Here is a 17,888-nt window from a genome sequence, read left to right as displayed (position 1 = left end):
TACAGTAAGAAAAATATTAAGCTCCTAAAAGCTCTAGATTAGTTGTACCACCGCTTGTTCATCCACCAACAGGTCATTGGTCAGCAAATCTTCGACTGTGATTTTGAGGGTGCGTTGCTCGTCCACCTGGAATAGCACCTTAATCCGATCGCTGCCGGGATTGCCGGGTGGCTCTAGGTTGGCAATGCTACGACTACCAGCATCTCGATCGTTAAGGGGTTGCACCGCCTGTTTACTCTCGCTGAGGTTGCGGGTTACCAGGCGATCGCCCTCAAAATAGACCTCCACATCGGTTTCGCCCAGTTCACCAATCACCAACTCAATGCTGGGTTGTTCTGGCCGGGATGCCCCAAGCACCAATTCGATCGGCTTTTCGAGCGGATAAGTTTGCCCCGCCTGCACGATCGGCTGCCAACCATGGCGTTTATGGCGTTTATCCCAATAGCGTACTCCGTAGCTGTGGTAGAGAAAGTCTTTGAGTTGCCACTCCTGCGCCAGGGCTCCGTGGGCGATCGCCTCAAATGGTTTATGGGCTTTTACCTGCGCCGCTGAAAAATGCTTGACCGCCCAATCTCGTACCGCTGGCATCTGGGCTGTGCCACCAACTAATAGCACCGCCTCTATTTCGGTCGCCAAATCAAATCCTTGCCTGGTGGCTTGTTGCTTAATCTGATTGAGAGAAGCATCCAGGCGATCGAAAAATTGATTTTCTGCTAAAACCTGATTAAGTTGCGATCGCTCCAGATTAAGTTCATAGCTATTGAAGCTCACATCATCGAAGAACACTTCACTGGCCGATTCCTCGGTGGAAAGTGTGATTTTGACCCTTTCTGCCAACCGGGAGATCAGCGAATTTTTGGGTAAACCCTGCTGACGATGGAAATAGTCCACTAGCCAGTTATCAATGTCCATGCCGCCCAGATTTTGCCCTGCCTTGGCGATCACCCTGGCTGTTTGCGGCTTCTGGGTTATTTTGACCGGTGTATCGCCCCATTTCAGCAAAAACCCCAGTAGTCCAGCACTTTGGGGCTTATTCTCAGATTCTACCTGCAATTGCGGCAAGTTGAGTTTAACTAGAGCCAGATCGAGTGTACCGCCGCCAAAGTCCACCACCAGGATAGTCTGGCGATCGCTGATTGATACCGCTGCCTCTTTCCCCTCGTTTGGATTAAGTGGATTAAGTGGATTAGGTGTATTAGGCTCAGAATCACGTTCTTGCTCCGATTCTTTCTTGCCCAACCCATAACCCAAAGCCGCTGCCGTAGGTTCATCTAACAACCGAATTTGTTTAACCGCTAGCTCCGCTGAAACATCGCTGAGCCATTGGCGATAGGGCTCAAAGCTATCAACCGGAACCGTAAATACGATCGATTCTGGTTCTTCCAATTGGGCAATAATGCGCTTGAGGAACCAATTGCCCACGCTTTCAAAGCTAACTTCGACCTCGTCTAATTCCGGCACAAACCCAGGTAGATTAGCGCCGATCGCCCGCTTAAAACTATGAAAAAATCTCGGCTCCTTTTGATTCCCTTTTAAGTCAAGGCCGCGATCGCGTACCTCTTGCCCCACCAGCACTTTGCCATCCTGGGCATTTTCTACATATACAAAACTAGGAATTAGGGGCGGGTTATTGGCGATCGTGCTGCTTAAGCCAGGCAGGGCGATAGTCTCGGCAACTCCTTCAGCGTTGATTCTGGCAACTACGGTATTGCTGGTGCCAAAGTCGATCGCGTAATGCATAGCTAGAACTCTTAATCTTAATCGGTTAGACAGTCTTACCTAAACTATAAAAGAAATTAGTTCACTTAGTTAAGCTCATTGTCTGGATTTCTGGTAATCAATCATAGCTCAAACATAAAAAACAACCCCCAGACTTGATCAACTGGAGGTTGTATTTGGGTCGAGGCAAACTTGTAAAACCCATTCCATAACTAGATCCTAGGTAGAGCAAGGAACGATTAGGTATTTGGGAATATTTTAATCACCAATCTGAGCCGTAAAATAAATATCGATCACATTCCGGAAATATTGTTGGGTCTTGACCACATCAGCAACCGATAATTCCGGTGTCATCGCTATAAAGTTCATACCCATTGGGAAAACTCCTCCTTATTCTCTTTGGCATTTTTGATTTGGCTCAAGGTAGTTTTTTAAAATAAAACTTTTCTTAAAAGTCGCTGGGTAGAAACCTTGAGGCGACCAAGTGCCGATCGCTGGATTGTTGATTTGGCAGGCTGCCCAGATTTCTGTCGCAACTCCCTCAGCATTTGCGAAATCTCTAGCATTTCCTGGCGCTTAGCCAAGCTCAAATTGCGGATTTGGCGCGTTGATTTTCGGGATGATTGATTGGCTAGTTTTTTATTTGAGGATCGGGGCCGTTGCTGCTTTGGGGATATCATTTGCTGTCTTGGCGATCCCATTGGCAGTTCAACTAATTTGCTGACATGTGGGCGATCGCGGCCATATTCCCTGACCGTGGCGGCAACTTCCTTATGAGTCGCGGTTAGTAATTCATTCTGCCTATTTGCCTGCCCCCGTTGCTGCCCTAAAGTGCTAGATGTTGCCGTAATCCCAAATTGAGCCGCCGCATTCACAAATGCATTGATCATTGCTTGTTCTGGTGTATTAAGCGAATTAAGCTGATGGGTGATTCCCCTTTGCTCATTGATGTTTCTCAATCGCAGATAACCTTTACTGCTGCCCGTAGCTTCCCTGGTTACTCCAGCGATCGTCAATCTACATCTGACCGTAATGTAATCAGAGACCAATACCGGATCGGCATAGCTAACTTGCCAATCGGGGCAAACTAGATTTAGTCGATCGCAAATTGCTTCCCATTGCCAGTTAGATTGCTCTTTTTTACTCATTTCGGCTAGTTGGCTTGAATTATTAACAGGTTCAGGAGACATGGTTGCTCGATCGCTAACTAAGGGTTTTAAAGGTTTCTTCAATTCTGAAATGACCTGTTGAAATTGCATGGTGACTCTCTCTACGCGAGTTTAGGACAGTAGTAAATAATTGATTTAAATAACGTAAGATTTAAATATTTTGAATTAGCGGCAGCGAGACAAGAATAATTGCCAGCATTTTGGGCAAGGCTATTTAATGCTGATCTGGAATATTTCTCTGGGGCATTTGCTTGGAAAGAATGGCGATCGCCTAACCGCACTTGGCAGTGTCTATTTTGATTTTGTTTCACCTCTTCTCTTGAGATAGAAATAGTAAGAAGGTTAGCAAAACTTGCTCTTAGCGAAGCATTCAAGCAACCTGTCCTTGATCTGTTTCTAGTTGGCTGATCACCACATCCAGCTCCATTTCTAGTTCAGCTTGAGCCTTGAGAGCACGCCGCAGATCGCCCACGGCATCCAGATAACCGCGATCGCTGTTCATTAACTGGGCACGCCGCCGACTACGTTGTGCTTCGTTACGCAACTTGGGGTCTTTTGCCACCTGGCGATCGATATCGGCCATTGCCGCAATTACAGCCTCAGAGATTTGATGAATTAATTGATCGAGCTTCAGGATTTTTTGGCGTAGTCGATTGACAATACCGGGATATTTGGTGGGTTCCATTGGCTTCAAGCGGTAATGATTGGCAAGGAATTTAGGGGGGATGACACTTCCTCCGCACCACACGGTTGAATCTAATTGCTTGGGGGGTTTGAGATTGATTGCCAGAGGCTAGGTGTTGAGGTTGGTTCTGAGCCACGATCGCCAGGATTCTAGTCAAGCGATCGCCGCGTTGTCTATTTTGGTTCGGTTGTTGATCACGATTACGCAGATGCTGGTTCAAATGATTGGCTGGGCGACTGCTATTTGGATCGCTATTTTTCTGATCAACTGGTTCATCTGGACGATCGGAGTGATCGGAGCGATCTATATTATTCTTGTCTTTACTATTTTCATAACTATTTCCAGGCTCAGTCATATGACAATTATGGGAAACATTCCATATATTCGGTCTAGAAGCAACAGAATTAACGCCGATCGATTTTGACGCAACATTTTTGATATCTGACTCCGGCACTAAACATGCATTCAAATCCTGTTTGAGCAAAGTAATGAGCTGTTTGACGTGATAACAAGTTTTCCCATGCAAACTGGCCGGACAACTGCAGCTAATTTTTTGATCCTTAAGCCGCAGGGTGTACCAATTCCCAGAACTACCAAGAGTCACCCATACACGAGGCGTAATCTGACGAAATTCAAGCCGCATTTGGTCTGCTTTCAAAGTCATTATCGGTTTATTGATTTACGCTTTTATTATTGTACATTATTCAAAAATAAATACTACCCCTTGTAAATATTTTTTTATGGACTTTATTGGTGGCGATCGTAGATGCAATTACAGATTTAATTTTAAGGGCTAGCCTTTTATTCCTGTAATTCTATCTGGATAGAACTTTTAGGCCACAAATCAACCTGCTGCCAAAAAAATTCCTATGCCTTAAAAGTATACATAGGAATATAGTACATGATTCTAAGCAAGCTTGCGATCGAAATTTTTTAATCTTGCTTATTTGCGATCGCAGGACTTAAGCTCATGGCTTTCTGGATCTCTAAGAATCGATACAACGCCTCGGTAATGATGCCATGCAAAAACAGATCGCGGGCAGCATTAAAAGGGCTGTTGGGCGCAAGGGGATGGCGATTAGCGATCACATGATTCCAGTCGTAGTTCTGAGTGATGGCACTGACATAACAACCAAAATTTTCATCGAATTGTAAAGACAGCACTGCTCTGGCAAACTCATCACTGGTGAGGCAGAGCGAATAAAAAACTTTGAACAATTCGATCGCCGATTCCAAATCCAGAATCTTGAACCAGCCCCGCTTTGACAAATCCACCTCAACTTCAACCGGTTGAATACTGTCATAGTTGATGCCGCGATCGTGGACATGCTTCAGCCAATTGGGATTTTTTTGCTGGGCTTGATGATAGTCAAATACAAAGTTATAGAGAATCAGGTCGTGCTCCAAAAAGGCATTCTCAGCCAGATCATCAACAGTGCGAGGATAAAGGGAAGACCTGGGAATGCTCGGATCGGGGCCATTATCAATCAAGAAATTAACCACATTAGAACCAATACAGATATGCCTGACAATTAGATAGCAAGCCTCTGGGGTGACAAAATGCTTCAGAAAGAACGCCGCCGCATGATGCATTAACTTGTAAGCACTGAATTGAAATGGTAGCAATCGCTTGAAGGTCATAATCAGCGCTAGCAGCACATTGGCGATCAGCTTAATTGGGATCAGTAAATAGTTCCTACTCCAACTGCGTAAGTCCTTAATCATCAGCGCCTTAGCATTTATATCCAGCGGGATTGCCTGATCTAGATATAACGCTTCCCAGGCATCAGGATTCAAGCGATCGTGGCTGGGGTGTTCGGTAATGTTAGTATTAAAGGAAGTCATCAGGCAATTTCCTCCAGTTGTAGTAAATATAGTCTAGCCGTGACCTTAGCAGTTTTGACAATAGACCTGGCGATCGCCTCGGTCATCCAGGGTGCATTGATCAAAGTATTCAGCTTATCTAAATGGGATTCATCATTGGCGCTGTGATAGGCCAAAAACGAAACCTGCTCATTGCTTAAGAGAAGAGTAGTTTTGATCGCCTCTGCCCATTCCCCCGCCAGTTTATTCCCTAATCCCTCAATAATAAACATGCTGCCCAACAAGTCGATCGGGTTGGGTTGTGATGCTTGATTAAAGATAAAACCAGAAAGGGCTTCGCTACCAATATTCTTCTGGGCATTGGCAATCTCACTCAATTCACCACCCACAGACACATAATTACGCTCTAGCATTTGATAATCACGATGCTCATCCTGGGCATGGCCAATGAAGGTCGATCGCAATTGGAAATCAATCATATTCGACGCAGCTCTGGCGATCCATCTGGCTCCTTCTACCACCTGGGGGCGTAAGTTTCGCAATAATGCTTTATAGTCTTCCAAAGTGAATTCACCGCGATGCAGCTTGCGCACGATCGGCACGGAGCGAATTTGGCGATCGAATTCCAGCCATACCAGCGCTAAATCCTGTAATAGCTGGCTTGAAGTAGAAGAATTAGAAGATTTGGCGATCGGTTCCTGGGGTGCTGTGGTTGTGGCGATCGTTGGCTTACTCATTACTATTTGACTAGATTGCGAACTACCATCCACCACGCTCATCATCATGTAGGCAGTAGTGAATCGGCCACTTTCGGGCACAAAGCAGAAAATCTTTTGGCCTGCTTCCAGCTTACCGGAATTGAATAGTTCCTCGATCATCAAGTAGATCGCAGCACAGCCTGTATTCCCCCTTGTATAAAGATTAGTAAACCACCTGGATTCAGGAATCATACAATCGGCATACTCCAGCAATTCCACGATCTGGCTGCGAAAGAAATGCGAAGAATAGTGACACAAAAGCCAATCGATCTCCTCTGGCCGGACTCGCCCTGCCTTAATTAACTTAATCCAGCCTTCCACACCCAGTTTGACCACATGTTCCAATAGCCTGATGTTCTGGCGCAGATTCAATGCTCCCTGGCTAGCTGCCTCCGTATAGGAAGGATAATTCATCCAGGTCTTTTCTATATTCTGATCTGAAGCCCCCGCATACATACAGACTGGGAAGGCATTGGCATGGGAAATCAACTCGATCCATTCTATTTTCAAGCTAAGTCCCTTTGGATTGGGCTGGTCTTGAATCAGCATTGCGCCAGCACCATCGGAAAGCATCCAGCGCAGGAATTCTGTATCAAAAGGCAATGATTTACCAGCTTGGATTCGTGATTCGGCTTCAAATCGAGAGGCTTTAAATAACCGCGATGGTAGTTCTGAGGCGACAGCGATCGCATGGTGTTTATTCCCCAACTCCACTTGATTAGCGGCATATTTCAGGGCGGAAACCCCAGCACAGCAGACCCCCTGGGTGGAGATTGTTTCTAAGGGCGCAAACTCGGATAGTTCGCCATGCACCATACTAGCGAAGCTGGGCACAAGCAAGTCTGGCCAGGTGGTGGCGCAGGCCAGTAAATCGATCGCTTTCGGTTCCAGGTTGCTCGCCTGGAGGGAATCGCGGATCGCGGCGGCGGCCATTTCGCTGTTGAGGTGAGTGCTGTTTTGTGCTTTGTCCAGGGCATAGTAACGGTTCTGGATGCCGTTGCTTTTGAGGATGCGGTTTTTGACCCTGGAGGGGCGATCGCCGATCATGCCCAGGTAGGCTTCCATTTCGCTGTTGGCGATCGGGTTACCTGGCAGAAATTTGCCTACGCTGTTGATGTAGGCGGATGGTTTAAAAGACATATGGTTGAGATTTAATGCGACCCCTATAGATTAAGGGGGGATTTCGATCGTGAGCATTTTTGCTATGCCAGTTTGTGGATTGGCACTAAAATTTGACCCATATACAACGGGGCATAATGGAAACCCAAAAACCCTAAAACCACCACAAACATCAACAAATCCTCATAAACCACCCCACTAACCGATCAATTATTAATTAAATCACTCGGTCAAAGCCCTGCCCCGCTAGCTCAGGTTAAGGTAATGGTGCACCAAGGAAGAGATTTAATCTGAAAGTATGTCTAAGCAAAGCTTTGGTCTAATTGGTTTAGCCGTGATGGGTGAAAACCTGGCGCTAAACGTCGAGCGCAATGGTTTCCCGATCGCAGTCTACAACCGCTCCCGCGAGAAAACCGATAATTTTATGGCAAACCGGGCGGCAGGTAAAAACGTCAAGCCCACCTATAGCGTTGCCGAACTGTGTGAATCCCTGGAAACGCCCCGCAAGATCCTGCTGATGGTCAAGGCGGGTAAGCCAGTCGATGCCGTGATTAATGAGCTTAAGCCCCACCTCGATCCCGGTGACATTATTATTGATGGCGGCAACTCTCTCTATGAAGACACCGATCGCCGCAGCGAAGAGTTAGAAAAGGAAAACCTCCGCTTTATTGGCATGGGTGTCAGTGGTGGTGAAGAAGGCGCACTCAATGGCCCTAGCATGATGCCCGGTGGTCAGAAAGAGGCTTACGCATTTATTGAGCCGATCGTCACCAAGATCGCCGCCCAGGTAGACGATGGCCCCTGCGTTACCTACATTGGCCCCCGCAGTGCTGGCCACTACGTCAAAATGGTTCACAACGGGATCGAATACGGTGATATGCAATTGATCGCCGAAGCCTATGACTTGATGCGCAATGGCCTGGACATGGGCGCAGCCGAGTTGCATGAAACCTTCAAGGCTTGGAATCAAACCCCTGAGCTAGAATCGTTTTTGGTCGAAATTACCGCCGACATCTTCACCAAAATGGATGATGATGGCGCACCATTGGTGAATAAGATCATGGATGCGGCTGGCCAAAAGGGTACTGGTCGCTGGACGGTGGTTAATTCGCTGGAAATTGGTGTGGCGATCCCCACGATCGCGGCGGCGGTTACGGCACGGGTAATGTCTTCTTATAAAGAAGAACGGGTTGCAGCCTCCAAAATCCTCAAGACCAGTTCCAATGGTAAATATACCGGTGGCGATCGCCAGGAATTTATCAATGCGGTGCGCGATGCGCTCTATTGCTCTAAGATCTGTTCCTATGCCCAGGGGATGGCTTTGCTAGGCAAGGCTTCTCAGGAGTTTGGCTATGAATTGGATCTCGGCGAAACTGCCCGGATCTGGAAGGGTGGTTGCATCATTCGCGCTAGTTTCTTGAATAAGATCAAGAAGGCGTTCGATCGTAACCCCAATCTAACCAACCTGTTAGTGGATGAAGACTTTACCCAAACAATTCTGAGTAAAGAGCAGGCGTGGCGGAAGGTAATCATGGCGGCGGCGGAAATGGGCGTGCCAGTTCCCGCGTTCAGTGCTTCGCTTGATTACTTCGATAGCTATCGCCAGGCCAATCTGCCCCAGAACCTGACCCAGGCACAGCGCGATTACTTTGGCGCTCACACCTACCAGCGGGTTGATCAGGAAGGTACTTTCCACACTGAATGGATGAAGTAGTGTGAATTTGCTTGCTTCCTTTAATTGATCACAATTGATCACTGAATCTTTGCCCCTCTACTCAATTTATGGGTAGGGGGGTTTGTTTTTAAACTTTATTTAATCTCTTTTTATATCTGAGTTGGTTTAAACCAGCAACGATCGGTTAGATTATCGATCTAAATATAAATTAGTAAGTTCTAGATCATAATTCGCAAATTGCGATCGCCACCCATGCTGAATAGCAACTTTTACGATGCCTTAGCCGCCGATGCACCTAATTTGAATAATTTGATCGATCGCTTCGATCGGCCACGTATTCTGGTGGTGGGCGACCTCACCCTAGATGAATTCCTAACTGGGCAGGTGGAGCGCATCTCCCGCGAAGCCCCAGTGCTGATCATTCGCCATGAAGAAACGGTGCAGGTTCCAGGTGGTGGCGCGAATGCGGTTTATAATTTGGCCAAGTTGGGTGCGAAGGTAAGTGCAGTGGGTTTGATCGGTGATGATGATCAGGGTAAGGCATTGCGGCGCATTTTCACTGAGGCAGGTATCGATACCAGTGGTGTAATCATCGACCGCGATCGCCCTACGGTTACTAAAACCCGCATTTCTGGCCATGCTCGTCAATCGGTGACCCAGCAAATTGTCAGGATCGATCGCAAGTCTGACCAGATTCCCAGCCCATCAATCCAGGCGCAACTGGCTGAATTTATTACTGCTAAATTGCCAGAAGTAGATGCGGTGGTTTGCTCTGACTATGGTGAAGGGGTGATGATGCCGATCGTGATTGCGGCGGCCTTGCAACACCAGTTAACGATCGTCGATGCCCAGAAAGCACTCGATCGCTATCAAGGGGCAACTATTTTTACGCCAAACTTACCGGAAGCAGAATTAGCGGCAGGATTTGCGATCGATGATGGTGGCAAAGCACTCGATCGGGCAGCAGCAAAACTACTAGCGCTAACCGCTGCCAAATATATCTTAATTACCAGGGGCGAAGATGGCATGAGTTTGTTTAATAGCGATCGCCCAGATCGCCCAGAGTTGCAGAAACTCACCCGCGCAGATGTACCCGCCTTCAATCGCACCCAGGTATTTGATGTCACTGGTGCAGGGGATACGGTGGTATCAGCCCTAACTCTGGCGTTGGCAAATGGTAGTAGTTTCTGGCAAGCGACAGTGTTGGGTAATCTGGCGGCCAGCATTGTAGTACGTCAATTTGGTACTACTACCACCTCTGCTCAAGAAATGCACGAAGCATTGCAAAATATTCTAGAGGTTGAGTAGCGATGTAGCAAAAATCTACTTCAGGCGAGGCACCACCGTAGGCACGGTTTCCTCAACTAGTTCCTCTATGATTTCCTCTTCGATCGCTTCTTCCACTAATTCTTCAATCACTGCCGATTCTGGCTCAATTTCCACCATCAAGCCTTCTGCCGATCGAAATGCTTCACTACTCAGCACTGAAGTGCAATTGCGCAAACCCAGCATCACATCCCTGGGAATCGCCCTGGAACGGAAGGCGCGTTCTAAATAAAGATCCTCACCATCGGCTACTTCAATGGGCTGGTTAGGGACTTGCGGATCGGCCACAGCAAATGTAGTAGCCAGGATCGCATCTTCAATGATTGTGCCCTGGAAGCAATAACTAGCATCTTCACCAGCGGTAAACCCTTGCCCGATCGCCTTACCTTCATTGGTCTTAAAGAAAACCAGATATTGCTTACCCGGCTCATTTACTGCTTCTACTTCACCATAGAGATAACTACCTGGGGCAAGTTGTTCTGCCTTTTGGCGAAAATCAGCCTCCGACTGAATCGAGATGTTCTGGGCGCTAGCCGATCGCGCACCAGCATTAATCATGCCGATCGCAGTGGTGTTGACGATCGCTAGGCTTAACCCGATTGCTAGTCTGGAATTCTTGCTGTTCATATTGACTTACTTATTGCTGCTAGTAATGGCGTTTAGTTGCTGCCCGTTGAGGCGATCTTGATTCAAATCTAATAAATCTAAATGACGGTTATTGATGCTGGAATTGTATTATCTAATCAATCACGTAGGCAATCTGCATAGATTTGCAACTAAATTATATTCACAGCCAGTTTAATCTTGGCAAGGCATGGGTGGGTGATTCTTAAGGTTTTTGTTTATATCGATTGCGATCGCCCAGGCTAAATTGCTCTGAAAATAAGACTTGCAATGAAAAACAGGGCGAAACTCAAAGATGGTAGATGCTTGAGCCTGACCCTGCTTTAATTGTCCGGTATGAGCGGCAACAAATAGTTTTGTTGTGCTTGAGTTCAATATATTTGGTTTGATAATTAAATTGTGACGGCATTGTGCCAGTTGCAAAATTGACACGTTGTTTTTGCATAAGGCGATCGTCATGTTTTTATGCTGAGATTGGGCGAACTGATAAAACCGCATTGGTGGGGGGGTGCTCAACATATGACCTCGGCACAGTTACAACTGCGATCGAATCACCCACTGCATTAAATACTTCTAAGATATAACCATCTTGACCACCGCTAGGATGTTTCACATGGTCGATCAACATCGCCACATCACCATTTTTAAGGTTATATTCTGGTAAATCATGGCTGAGAACAACATCTTGATATAGTTCAAGTTCCATCATCATTTTTTCTGTTTTGGAATGAGTGTGATAACTTGTTAGTTTTTCCTCAGAAATAATTGCATCAGAGGGTATCTTCATGGTTTTGCCCCTTTATTCTTGATGCATAGCATCGCTATACTTTTCTCTCTAAGAGTTCATCAATCAACCCATCCGGCGGCGTGATCTCAATTCGTTTAGCCTTAGTATCGACTACTGGTACAATCGCCTCTACCAATGGAACCAGCACTGTTTTACTGCTAGCGATCGCTTTTACCTCTAATAAATCATTCCCCGCCACAAACAGGCTTTGCACCTTGCCGATTAATGCTCCAGTCGCTTGCAAAAACACCTCACAACCAATTAGATCATCAATGTGAAATTCGCCTTCAGCTAACTTGGGGCGATCGCCTGCCGCCACCAGCAACAAGCTACCTCGCAGCGCCTCCGCCTGATCGCGGTTCTCCACTCCCACCAGGGTAATGATATACATATTGGTTTTGCCAGGGATGGCACGGCCATTTTTCAGTTCGATCGGCTCTGGGGTTGATTGGGGCGATCGACGCAACCACCGTTGTCCTGGCTTGGTGAATCGTTCTGGGAAGTCTGAATCAGAAAGCACCCGCAACTGCCCTTTTATACCCTGGGCAGCCACAATCTTACCGATCTCCAGCCACTCGTGATCGTTGGGCATATGATTAGAGGCATTCGCAGAGCGATCGGGTTGAGTTGAAATATCAGTCACTTTTTGCCTTAAATAATTTGATTATGGATACATCATTGATAGATATTGATAAATTAGGGTATTGCCCATGGGCAGGATGATTTAATCAGCAAGCGATCGATCAAACTGATACCAGATAGTGATACCAGATACAGACATATAAGACATATAAAATACATATCTGAGTTTTTTGCTGACAGCATCTTCATCCCTGACTTATGCCATGCCCAAACTGAGACTAGCCATGTTTATATCTTTTCAACAAAAACCCTGGTTGAATTTTTGGTTGTAGGCGATAATTAAGGCCTGTAGCAGTATAGTCTAATTGCCGCAGGTTAAGTCTAGTCATAGTTTAAGTGTAGTTTGGATATAGAGATATGAAGCGCAGAGATTTCTTGACCTGGTTGGGTGTGGGTGTGGGCACACTTGCGATCGCCAATGATTTTTTACTCAGCCCCCAAGCCGCTAAAGCAATGGGGCTAACTGGTAGTCTCGATCATTTATTAGCCCAGGCAGATACTCCTGATGACCCGTTTACGCTGCCGCCATTGCCCTATGACTACAATGCCCTAGAGCCCCACATTGATGTCCGCACGATGCAAATTCACCACGACAGGCACCATGCCGGGTATGTAAGAAACCTGAACAAGGCGATCGCCACCTATCCCGATTTAGCAGGCATGAGCGCCGAGGATATGCTGAGGGATCTAACTCAAGTACCAGAGCCAATCCGCACCACAGTCAGGAATAATGCTGGCGGCCATGTCAACCACAGTATGTTCTGGGAAATCATGAGCCCGAATGGTGGTGGTACCCCCACAGGAGCGATCGCGGCAATGATTGCGGCTACCTTTGGCAATTTTGAAAATCTACAAACTGCCTTCAATCAGGCTGGGGCTTCCCGCTTTGGCAGTGGCTGGGCATGGCTAGTGCTGGATAAGCAAGGCAACCTCAAGGTAACCAGTACCGCCAATCAAGATAGCCCCCTGCTGGAAGGCCTGTTTCCAATCATGGGCAATGATGTGTGGGAACATGCCTACTACTTGAACTACCAGAACCGTCGTGGTGACTATCTCAAAGCCTGGTGGAACCTGGTCAACTGGGAAGAGGTGAATAATCGCTTCTTGAATGCAATGGTCTAGCTTCAATATCTAGCCAGTGCTATTTCAAAAATCAGGTATGGTGCAATATCCATATCACTGCTCTATGATTGCATCCAAGCGATCGTTGTTCTTGCCAGAGCGACTCCTTCAAGTCACACCAGATTTGCATAGTTGCATAGACACTAAAGCTCACTAGCTCAGCTAAAACAGATCCTTTTTGCCCCTGATTCTGGCAAATACCCGCACTGGATCTTGAATTTTGGCAGCTTCTTGCAGGGCGGGCTGATCCCATCTCAGAAAAGGATTAGTCTGCTTTTCTATACCGATCGTGGTGGGGATTGTGGCTTCGCCTTTAGCTCGTGCTTCTTTCGCCGCCGAGAGCCGCTGCATCAGGGCCTTATTATTGCGATCGACTGTGACTGCAAATTGCAAATTATTCAAGGTATATTCATGGGCACACCAAACCCTGGTAGCTTCGGGTAGTTGCCGCAATCGTGCCAGAGAATGCATCATCTGGGCGGGTGTTCCTTCAAATAAGCGTCCGCAACCACCAGCAAACAGGGTATCACCACAGAATAAATTACCTGACTCTGGGAAATAATAGGCAATGTGGGCGCGAGTATGCCCCGGTACAAAAAACACCTCGGCGGTTTCGGAACCAAACTGCACCCGATCGCCATCTTTTAAAAACACCTGCTGGCCAGGAATCCTGCCTTGATCCAGCTCGCCACCATAAATAACTAAATCAGGGAATTTTTGCTTTAGAGTGCGATTCGCGCCGATGTGATCGTAATGGTGATGGGTATTGAAGATCGCTACCAGGTTTGCATTTAATTCATTCAGCTTGGCTAAAACCGGCTCAGCTACGGCTGGATCGACCACTGCTACTTGATTAGTAGGGCGATCGTGTAACACAAATAAATAATTATCGTTTAAGACGGGGAGGCGGTAAATGTCCATTTGACCTGGGATTACTGGAGTTTAGTTAGCAGCACTTAATCTAAAGTATCTAAAGTCTATCCCATTGTCACGATCGCCCATTTATTTCAAATCTCAGGCTGATCAAAAAGTAATCTACAGCCAGTTAGCTAATTATCATTTCCAGGCGGTTAAGAGAGAACTTCGAGCAGTTTTTTACCAGGCTTAAACTCGATCGATTTACTTGAATCAATAATCAGCACCTCTCCTGTTTTAGGATTCCGGCCTTGTCTTTGAATTGTTTCGGTGGGTTCAAAGGTGCCAAATCCAGTGAGGGTAACGTGTTCATTCCTGGCGATCGTTTCCAGCATCGTTGTTATGGTGCCATTGATCACCTGCTTAACATCTGCCTCGCTTAGCTTGGTTCTGGCCGCCACAATCCTGATTAAGTCACTTTTATTCATGGTGTTGAGTTTCTGCCAAGATTTCCCAAATTTTATCGCCCTAAATCTCAACAATCCTTGAATGGCGATCGTTAATCCCTAATTAACCATTAGCCTACATTTTCTTAATCTTGCTATGGAAGGTTAAATGCTGGCAATCTGGAGGTTGCTGATCTGGCAGTTGTCGATCTGGCCGCTACTAGCTCAACTGATTCCATAGTCACGATCGCAGCGGCTGGCCAGGTGCTAGGCATTTTTGCTGGCGCTGATACTACTAGCCTAGGCAATAGTTTTGCTAATATTAATCTAGGCATTGTATAAGTAATTGTTATTAGTCTTGGATCTGAGCCAAAAGTGACCAATTTTGCGGCTCTAGATCACCCGAATGAATGACCCAGTCAGACTAGCCCGGTAGTGTGATTAACCATTCATACAAAAGTTTACCTATATTGGGCGATGTAGCCAACTGCGGTTATATTTATTATATTGTCAATGGTTTAAAACTCTGCAATGACACACCTCGGTTGAGATATGCCTGGTGTGTTTTTTTCTTTATAATTTCTTTATAAGATTTTTGAGCTTGATTGAATGAATAGATGAATAGTTAGTCAAGCTTATTTCAAAGCAAAGCGCACGGACAGATAATAGACATCGCCCCATAGTCTTATCTTTACCCTTCTTTACCCTGGCCAACCTTTACCCTGGTCAAAACGATCAGGGATTGATGGGCTCAGCCTCAGCCACCTAAACCCAAATTACCAAAGCATACAGCTTCACCAGATCGATAGAAATTTATAATCACGACGATCGAAATACTCTCAGCCTCAATATTTCCAGTTGCATTGATTACGATCGATGGATCTATAGCGATCGAGTTGTCTATATACTTGTTCTAGTTTTAATCTCCTGGTTAGGCCGGAAGACTTAAACAATCAACTACGTAACTTCATCCCTATTGGATTGGCAGAATTTGCAGAGCATGTCTGAGCTTCTAGACCACCGTTATCGAGTTGTACGCGTATTGGGTGCTGGCGGTTTTGGTGAGACGTTTTTGGCCGAAGACACCAAAATGCCGTCGCGGCGGCTGTGCGTGATCAAACAACTCAAACAAATGACCCACAATCCTGAGGTCTATCAGATCGCCAAGGATCGGTTTTATCGTGAGGCGGTGGTGCTGGAAGAATTGGGCGACGCTAGCGATCGCATTCCCAAGCTTTATGGCCATTTCGAGGAAGGTGAGCGGTTTTATCTGGTGCAGGAATGGATCGAAGGGCAAACTCTGCAACAAAAAATTGAGGCAGAGGGCACGATCAGTGAGACTGAAACCAGGCAAATTTTAGTTAGTATTTTGCAAGCCCTGGCGCTGGTGCATGATCGGGGGATTATTCATCGGGATCTCAAGCCAGAAAATATTATTATCCGCGATCGAGATCGGCAAACCGTTCTAATTGACTTTGGTGCGGTGAAGGAAATTATTGGTGCAGCCGGTACGGCATTAAATACAAACAACAACAGTGTTTCGATCGTAATTGGTACTCCCGGCTACATGCCCTCAGAACAGGCGGCAGGCAGGCCATTTTTCGCCAGTGATGTCTATAGCCTCGGCCTAACCGCGATCTATATGCTCACTGGTAGGCAACCCGCCCAACTTGATCACGATCCGCGCACCGATGAAATTGAATGGCGATCGCTCTGTCCCCACATCAGCGGTGAGCTAGCCCACGTGATCGACAAGGCCAGTCGGTTTCACCCCCGCGATCGCTACGGCAATGCGAGCGAAATGCTCAGGGCAATGCAAACGCCCAGCCAGCCAGTGGCAGTGACAATTAACATGTCTGCCCCCAACCCACCTAATACGCCAATCCCAATTGCTGCCCCTGATCCTGCTAATCCATCTAACCTGCCCACCGTTCAGGCTGCCCCACCCGCATCCTACGCACCCACCACGATGGCTCGCCCCAGTCGCCGCGATCCGGAACAAAGCGATCGCCGCAGTACCGTTGATGCGTTTATTGTGATTGGTTTAGTATTGGCTTGTATCGCAGGTGTGGTGGGAATTGGCTATTATGTGGTCGATGCGATCGCCAATCGCACCATTGACCCAAATCTACCCATTACTCCCACCCCAACCACCCCACCCGTTGATCCCCTGGCTACCGATCCAGATGGGTTTACGGAACCTGATGAATTTTATTTTCTGGCGGATTCAGCTTATCGGGATGCGGAAAATGCTCAGCGGCGGTTTGAACAATTGCGATCGCAGGGCTATGAAAATGCAGGCACGTTCTGGGTGCCGGATTATGCCAATTTGAATGGGGTGGAATATATTCAGGTCTATGTCGATCGCTACGATGAAGTGGGCGATCGGGGCGATTGCCGTAATTTGCTAGCTACTCATGGTCAGACGATCGAAGATGCCTATTGTGCCTTGGCGAGTAAGAATGCGGATGCAGATATTGAGCGAATTTTGGCCAGCGAAGTATTGCCCAAACCTGACCCCACCGCTGCAGTTGATCCCCAGGACGCAGTACGCGACTATTATGATCTAATTAATATCCGCGAGTATGACCTAGCCCAAGATCGACTTTCTAAAGACTTCAAGGAAGGGGCACTCTATGGCAACGAGGAACAGTTTTTGGGTTGGTGGAATTCGGTCGATCGAGTGGTGGTGACTGGTACACGCACGACGCGCCAGAGCCCGAAGAAGGCCACTGTAGAAACGCAGTTAATTTATTATATGAAGGATGGCAGCAACTCGCCGGAGTCGTTACGGATTAAGCTGGTTTGGGATAAGAAGATGGAGTGGTGGCTGTTTGATCAAACGGAACGGTTTTAGTCATGCTGCTTTTGCCTGAATCTGCCGAACTATTTCACTGCCGTCTCTGACATCGATCGGGGCGATCGCAAATTTTCAATAGTTTTCAGCCAGAGCTTCGAAAAGGACTTGCTAAATACTTGCTAGTCAATCCCACCTCAAAAGCTTAAATTGATGGTATTGATTGCTTTTGGAAGAGTCTTATGGCAGTCCACCAGAAGTAAGGATAACGGAACGGTATCTTGATTAACCCAACCCAGGGAATTACCCACATTAAGGCCCACAATTACCCACAGCAAAT

The 17,888-nt window shown here is 46.9% G+C and carries 17 protein-coding genes; 4 read left to right on the top strand and 13 right to left on the bottom strand.

Going from position 1 to position 17,888, the window contains the following annotated elements; genetic code table 11:
- Positions 1 to 33: 33 nt before the first annotated feature.
- The 7 genes from PSE7367_RS03015 to PSE7367_RS02990 form a co-directional block, all read right to left on the bottom strand.
- Positions 34 to 1,740 (bottom strand): Hsp70 family protein, encoded by a 1,707-nt coding sequence (locus PSE7367_RS03015; RefSeq protein WP_015163886.1) that lies wholly within the window; start codon positions 1,738 to 1,740, stop codon positions 34 to 36.
- A 410-nt stretch (positions 1,741 to 2,150) separates the two neighbouring features.
- Positions 2,151 to 2,978 (bottom strand): hypothetical protein, encoded by an 828-nt coding sequence (locus PSE7367_RS20040; protein WP_015163884.1) that lies wholly within the window; start codon positions 2,976 to 2,978, stop codon positions 2,151 to 2,153.
- Positions 2,979 to 2,989: 11 nt separating this feature from the next.
- Positions 2,990 to 3,262 carry a hypothetical protein gene (locus PSE7367_RS22330; RefSeq protein WP_198013435.1) on the bottom strand — a complete coding sequence of 91 codons (273 nt, stop codon included), beginning with the start codon at positions 3,260 to 3,262 and terminating at the stop codon, positions 2,990 to 2,992.
- Entirely contained in the window at positions 3,259 to 3,573 is a 315-nt protein-coding gene (locus tag PSE7367_RS03005; RefSeq protein ID WP_015163883.1) for a hypothetical protein, read from the bottom strand. Before PSE7367_RS03005 ends, PSE7367_RS22330 begins: the two co-directional genes overlap by 4 nt.
- A gap of 31 nt (positions 3,574 to 3,604) precedes the next feature.
- On the bottom strand, positions 3,605 to 4,237 hold the full coding sequence (locus tag PSE7367_RS21755; protein ID WP_015163882.1) for a hypothetical protein: 633 nt from the start codon (positions 4,235 to 4,237) through the stop codon (positions 3,605 to 3,607).
- A 269-nt stretch (positions 4,238 to 4,506) separates the two neighbouring features.
- Positions 4,507 to 5,418, bottom strand: coding sequence for a DUF6999 family protein (locus PSE7367_RS02995; RefSeq protein WP_015163881.1), 912 nt, complete (start codon positions 5,416 to 5,418; stop codon positions 4,507 to 4,509).
- Positions 5,418 to 7,295 (bottom strand): beta-ketoacyl-ACP synthase III, encoded by a 1,878-nt coding sequence (locus PSE7367_RS02990; RefSeq protein ID WP_015163880.1) that lies wholly within the window; start codon positions 7,293 to 7,295, stop codon positions 5,418 to 5,420. The genes PSE7367_RS02995 and PSE7367_RS02990 overlap by 1 nt, the downstream gene beginning before the upstream one ends.
- 277 nt (positions 7,296 to 7,572) lie before the next feature.
- Here PSE7367_RS02990 and gndA point away from each other — a divergent pair, with 277 nt between their 5' ends.
- Entirely contained in the window at positions 7,573 to 8,988 is a 1,416-nt protein-coding gene (gene gndA / locus PSE7367_RS02985; protein WP_015163879.1) for an NADP-dependent phosphogluconate dehydrogenase, read from the top strand.
- Between the two features lie 213 nt (positions 8,989 to 9,201).
- Positions 9,202 to 10,257 (top strand): bifunctional heptose 7-phosphate kinase/heptose 1-phosphate adenyltransferase, encoded by a 1,056-nt coding sequence (locus tag PSE7367_RS02980; protein WP_015163878.1) that lies wholly within the window; start codon positions 9,202 to 9,204, stop codon positions 10,255 to 10,257.
- 15 nt (positions 10,258 to 10,272) lie between these two features.
- Here the strand turns inward: PSE7367_RS02980 and PSE7367_RS02975 are convergent, their stop codons facing one another.
- The 4 genes from PSE7367_RS02975 to rimM form a co-directional block, all read right to left on the bottom strand.
- On the bottom strand, positions 10,273 to 10,902 hold the full coding sequence (locus PSE7367_RS02975; protein ID WP_015163877.1) for a hypothetical protein: 630 nt from the start codon (positions 10,900 to 10,902) through the stop codon (positions 10,273 to 10,275).
- A 171-nt stretch (positions 10,903 to 11,073) separates the two neighbouring features.
- Positions 11,074 to 11,358: a hypothetical protein gene (locus PSE7367_RS02970; RefSeq protein ID WP_041698309.1), complete on the bottom strand. Its 285-nt coding sequence runs from the start codon at positions 11,356 to 11,358 to the stop codon at positions 11,074 to 11,076.
- A gap of 4 nt (positions 11,359 to 11,362) precedes the next feature.
- On the bottom strand, positions 11,363 to 11,686 hold the full coding sequence (locus PSE7367_RS02965; RefSeq protein WP_015163876.1) for a DUF4926 domain-containing protein: 324 nt from the start codon (positions 11,684 to 11,686) through the stop codon (positions 11,363 to 11,365).
- Positions 11,687 to 11,720: 34 nt separating this feature from the next.
- Entirely contained in the window at positions 11,721 to 12,329 is a 609-nt protein-coding gene (gene rimM / locus PSE7367_RS02960) for a ribosome maturation factor RimM (protein ID WP_015163875.1), read from the bottom strand.
- Positions 12,330 to 12,685: 356 nt separating this feature from the next.
- On the opposite strand from rimM, the gene PSE7367_RS02955 reads away from it, so the two are divergent.
- Complete coding sequence (locus PSE7367_RS02955) at positions 12,686 to 13,450, top strand: superoxide dismutase (protein WP_015163874.1); 765 nt, start codon at positions 12,686 to 12,688, stop codon at positions 13,448 to 13,450.
- Between the two features lie 162 nt (positions 13,451 to 13,612).
- On the opposite strand, the gene gloB is transcribed toward PSE7367_RS02955, so the two are convergent.
- Both gloB and PSE7367_RS02945 read right to left on the bottom strand, forming a co-directional pair.
- Positions 13,613 to 14,371 carry a hydroxyacylglutathione hydrolase gene (gene gloB / locus PSE7367_RS02950; RefSeq protein WP_015163873.1) on the bottom strand — a complete coding sequence of 253 codons (759 nt, stop codon included), beginning with the start codon at positions 14,369 to 14,371 and terminating at the stop codon, positions 13,613 to 13,615.
- Positions 14,372 to 14,520: 149 nt separating this feature from the next.
- Positions 14,521 to 14,793: an HU family DNA-binding protein gene (locus PSE7367_RS02945; protein ID WP_015163872.1), complete on the bottom strand. Its 273-nt coding sequence runs from the start codon at positions 14,791 to 14,793 to the stop codon at positions 14,521 to 14,523.
- Positions 14,794 to 15,751: 958 nt separating this feature from the next.
- Here PSE7367_RS02945 and PSE7367_RS02940 point away from each other — a divergent pair.
- Positions 15,752 to 17,608: a serine/threonine-protein kinase gene (locus PSE7367_RS02940; protein WP_015163871.1), complete on the top strand. Its 1,857-nt coding sequence runs from the start codon at positions 15,752 to 15,754 to the stop codon at positions 17,606 to 17,608.
- The last annotated feature ends 280 nt before the right edge of the window (positions 17,609 to 17,888 follow it).

The sequence above is a fragment of the Pseudanabaena sp. PCC 7367 genome, from assembly GCF_000317065.1.
GTDB classification, from domain to species: Bacteria; Cyanobacteriota; Cyanobacteriia; order Pseudanabaenales; family Pseudanabaenaceae; genus Thalassoporum; species Thalassoporum mexicanum.
This window is presented reverse-complemented; position numbering and strand designations above follow the sequence as displayed.

What these genes read in the sequence shown, in the direction of transcription:
- PSE7367_RS03015 (WP_015163886.1), bottom strand. Translation starts at nt 1,740, where the DNA reads ATGCATTACGCGATCGACTTTGGCACCAGCAATACCGTAGTTGCCAGA.
- PSE7367_RS20040 (WP_015163884.1), bottom strand. Translation starts at nt 2,978, where the DNA reads ATGCAATTTCAACAGGTCATTTCAGAATTGAAGAAACCTTTAAAACCC.
- PSE7367_RS03005 (WP_015163883.1), bottom strand. Translation starts at nt 3,573, where the DNA reads ATGGAACCCACCAAATATCCCGGTATTGTCAATCGACTACGCCAAAAA.
- PSE7367_RS21755 (WP_015163882.1), bottom strand. Translation starts at nt 4,237, where the DNA reads ATGACTTTGAAAGCAGACCAAATGCGGCTTGAATTTCGTCAGATTACG.
- PSE7367_RS02995 (WP_015163881.1), bottom strand. Translation starts at nt 5,418, where the DNA reads ATGACTTCCTTTAATACTAACATTACCGAACACCCCAGCCACGATCGC.
- PSE7367_RS02990 (WP_015163880.1), bottom strand. Translation starts at nt 7,295, where the DNA reads ATGTCTTTTAAACCATCCGCCTACATCAACAGCGTAGGCAAATTTCTG.
- gndA (WP_015163879.1), top strand. Translation starts at nt 7,573, where the DNA reads ATGTCTAAGCAAAGCTTTGGTCTAATTGGTTTAGCCGTGATGGGTGAA.
- PSE7367_RS02980 (WP_015163878.1), top strand. Translation starts at nt 9,202, where the DNA reads ATGCTGAATAGCAACTTTTACGATGCCTTAGCCGCCGATGCACCTAAT.
- PSE7367_RS02975 (WP_015163877.1), bottom strand. Translation starts at nt 10,902, where the DNA reads ATGAACAGCAAGAATTCCAGACTAGCAATCGGGTTAAGCCTAGCGATC.
- PSE7367_RS02970 (WP_041698309.1), bottom strand. Translation starts at nt 11,358, where the DNA reads ATGACGATCGCCTTATGCAAAAACAACGTGTCAATTTTGCAACTGGCA.
- PSE7367_RS02965 (WP_015163876.1), bottom strand. Translation starts at nt 11,686, where the DNA reads ATGAAGATACCCTCTGATGCAATTATTTCTGAGGAAAAACTAACAAGT.
- PSE7367_RS02955 (WP_015163874.1), top strand. Translation starts at nt 12,686, where the DNA reads ATGAAGCGCAGAGATTTCTTGACCTGGTTGGGTGTGGGTGTGGGCACA.
- gloB (WP_015163873.1), bottom strand. Translation starts at nt 14,371, where the DNA reads ATGGACATTTACCGCCTCCCCGTCTTAAACGATAATTATTTATTTGTG.
- PSE7367_RS02945 (WP_015163872.1), bottom strand. Translation starts at nt 14,793, where the DNA reads ATGAATAAAAGTGACTTAATCAGGATTGTGGCGGCCAGAACCAAGCTA.
- PSE7367_RS02940 (WP_015163871.1), top strand. Translation starts at nt 15,752, where the DNA reads ATGTCTGAGCTTCTAGACCACCGTTATCGAGTTGTACGCGTATTGGGT.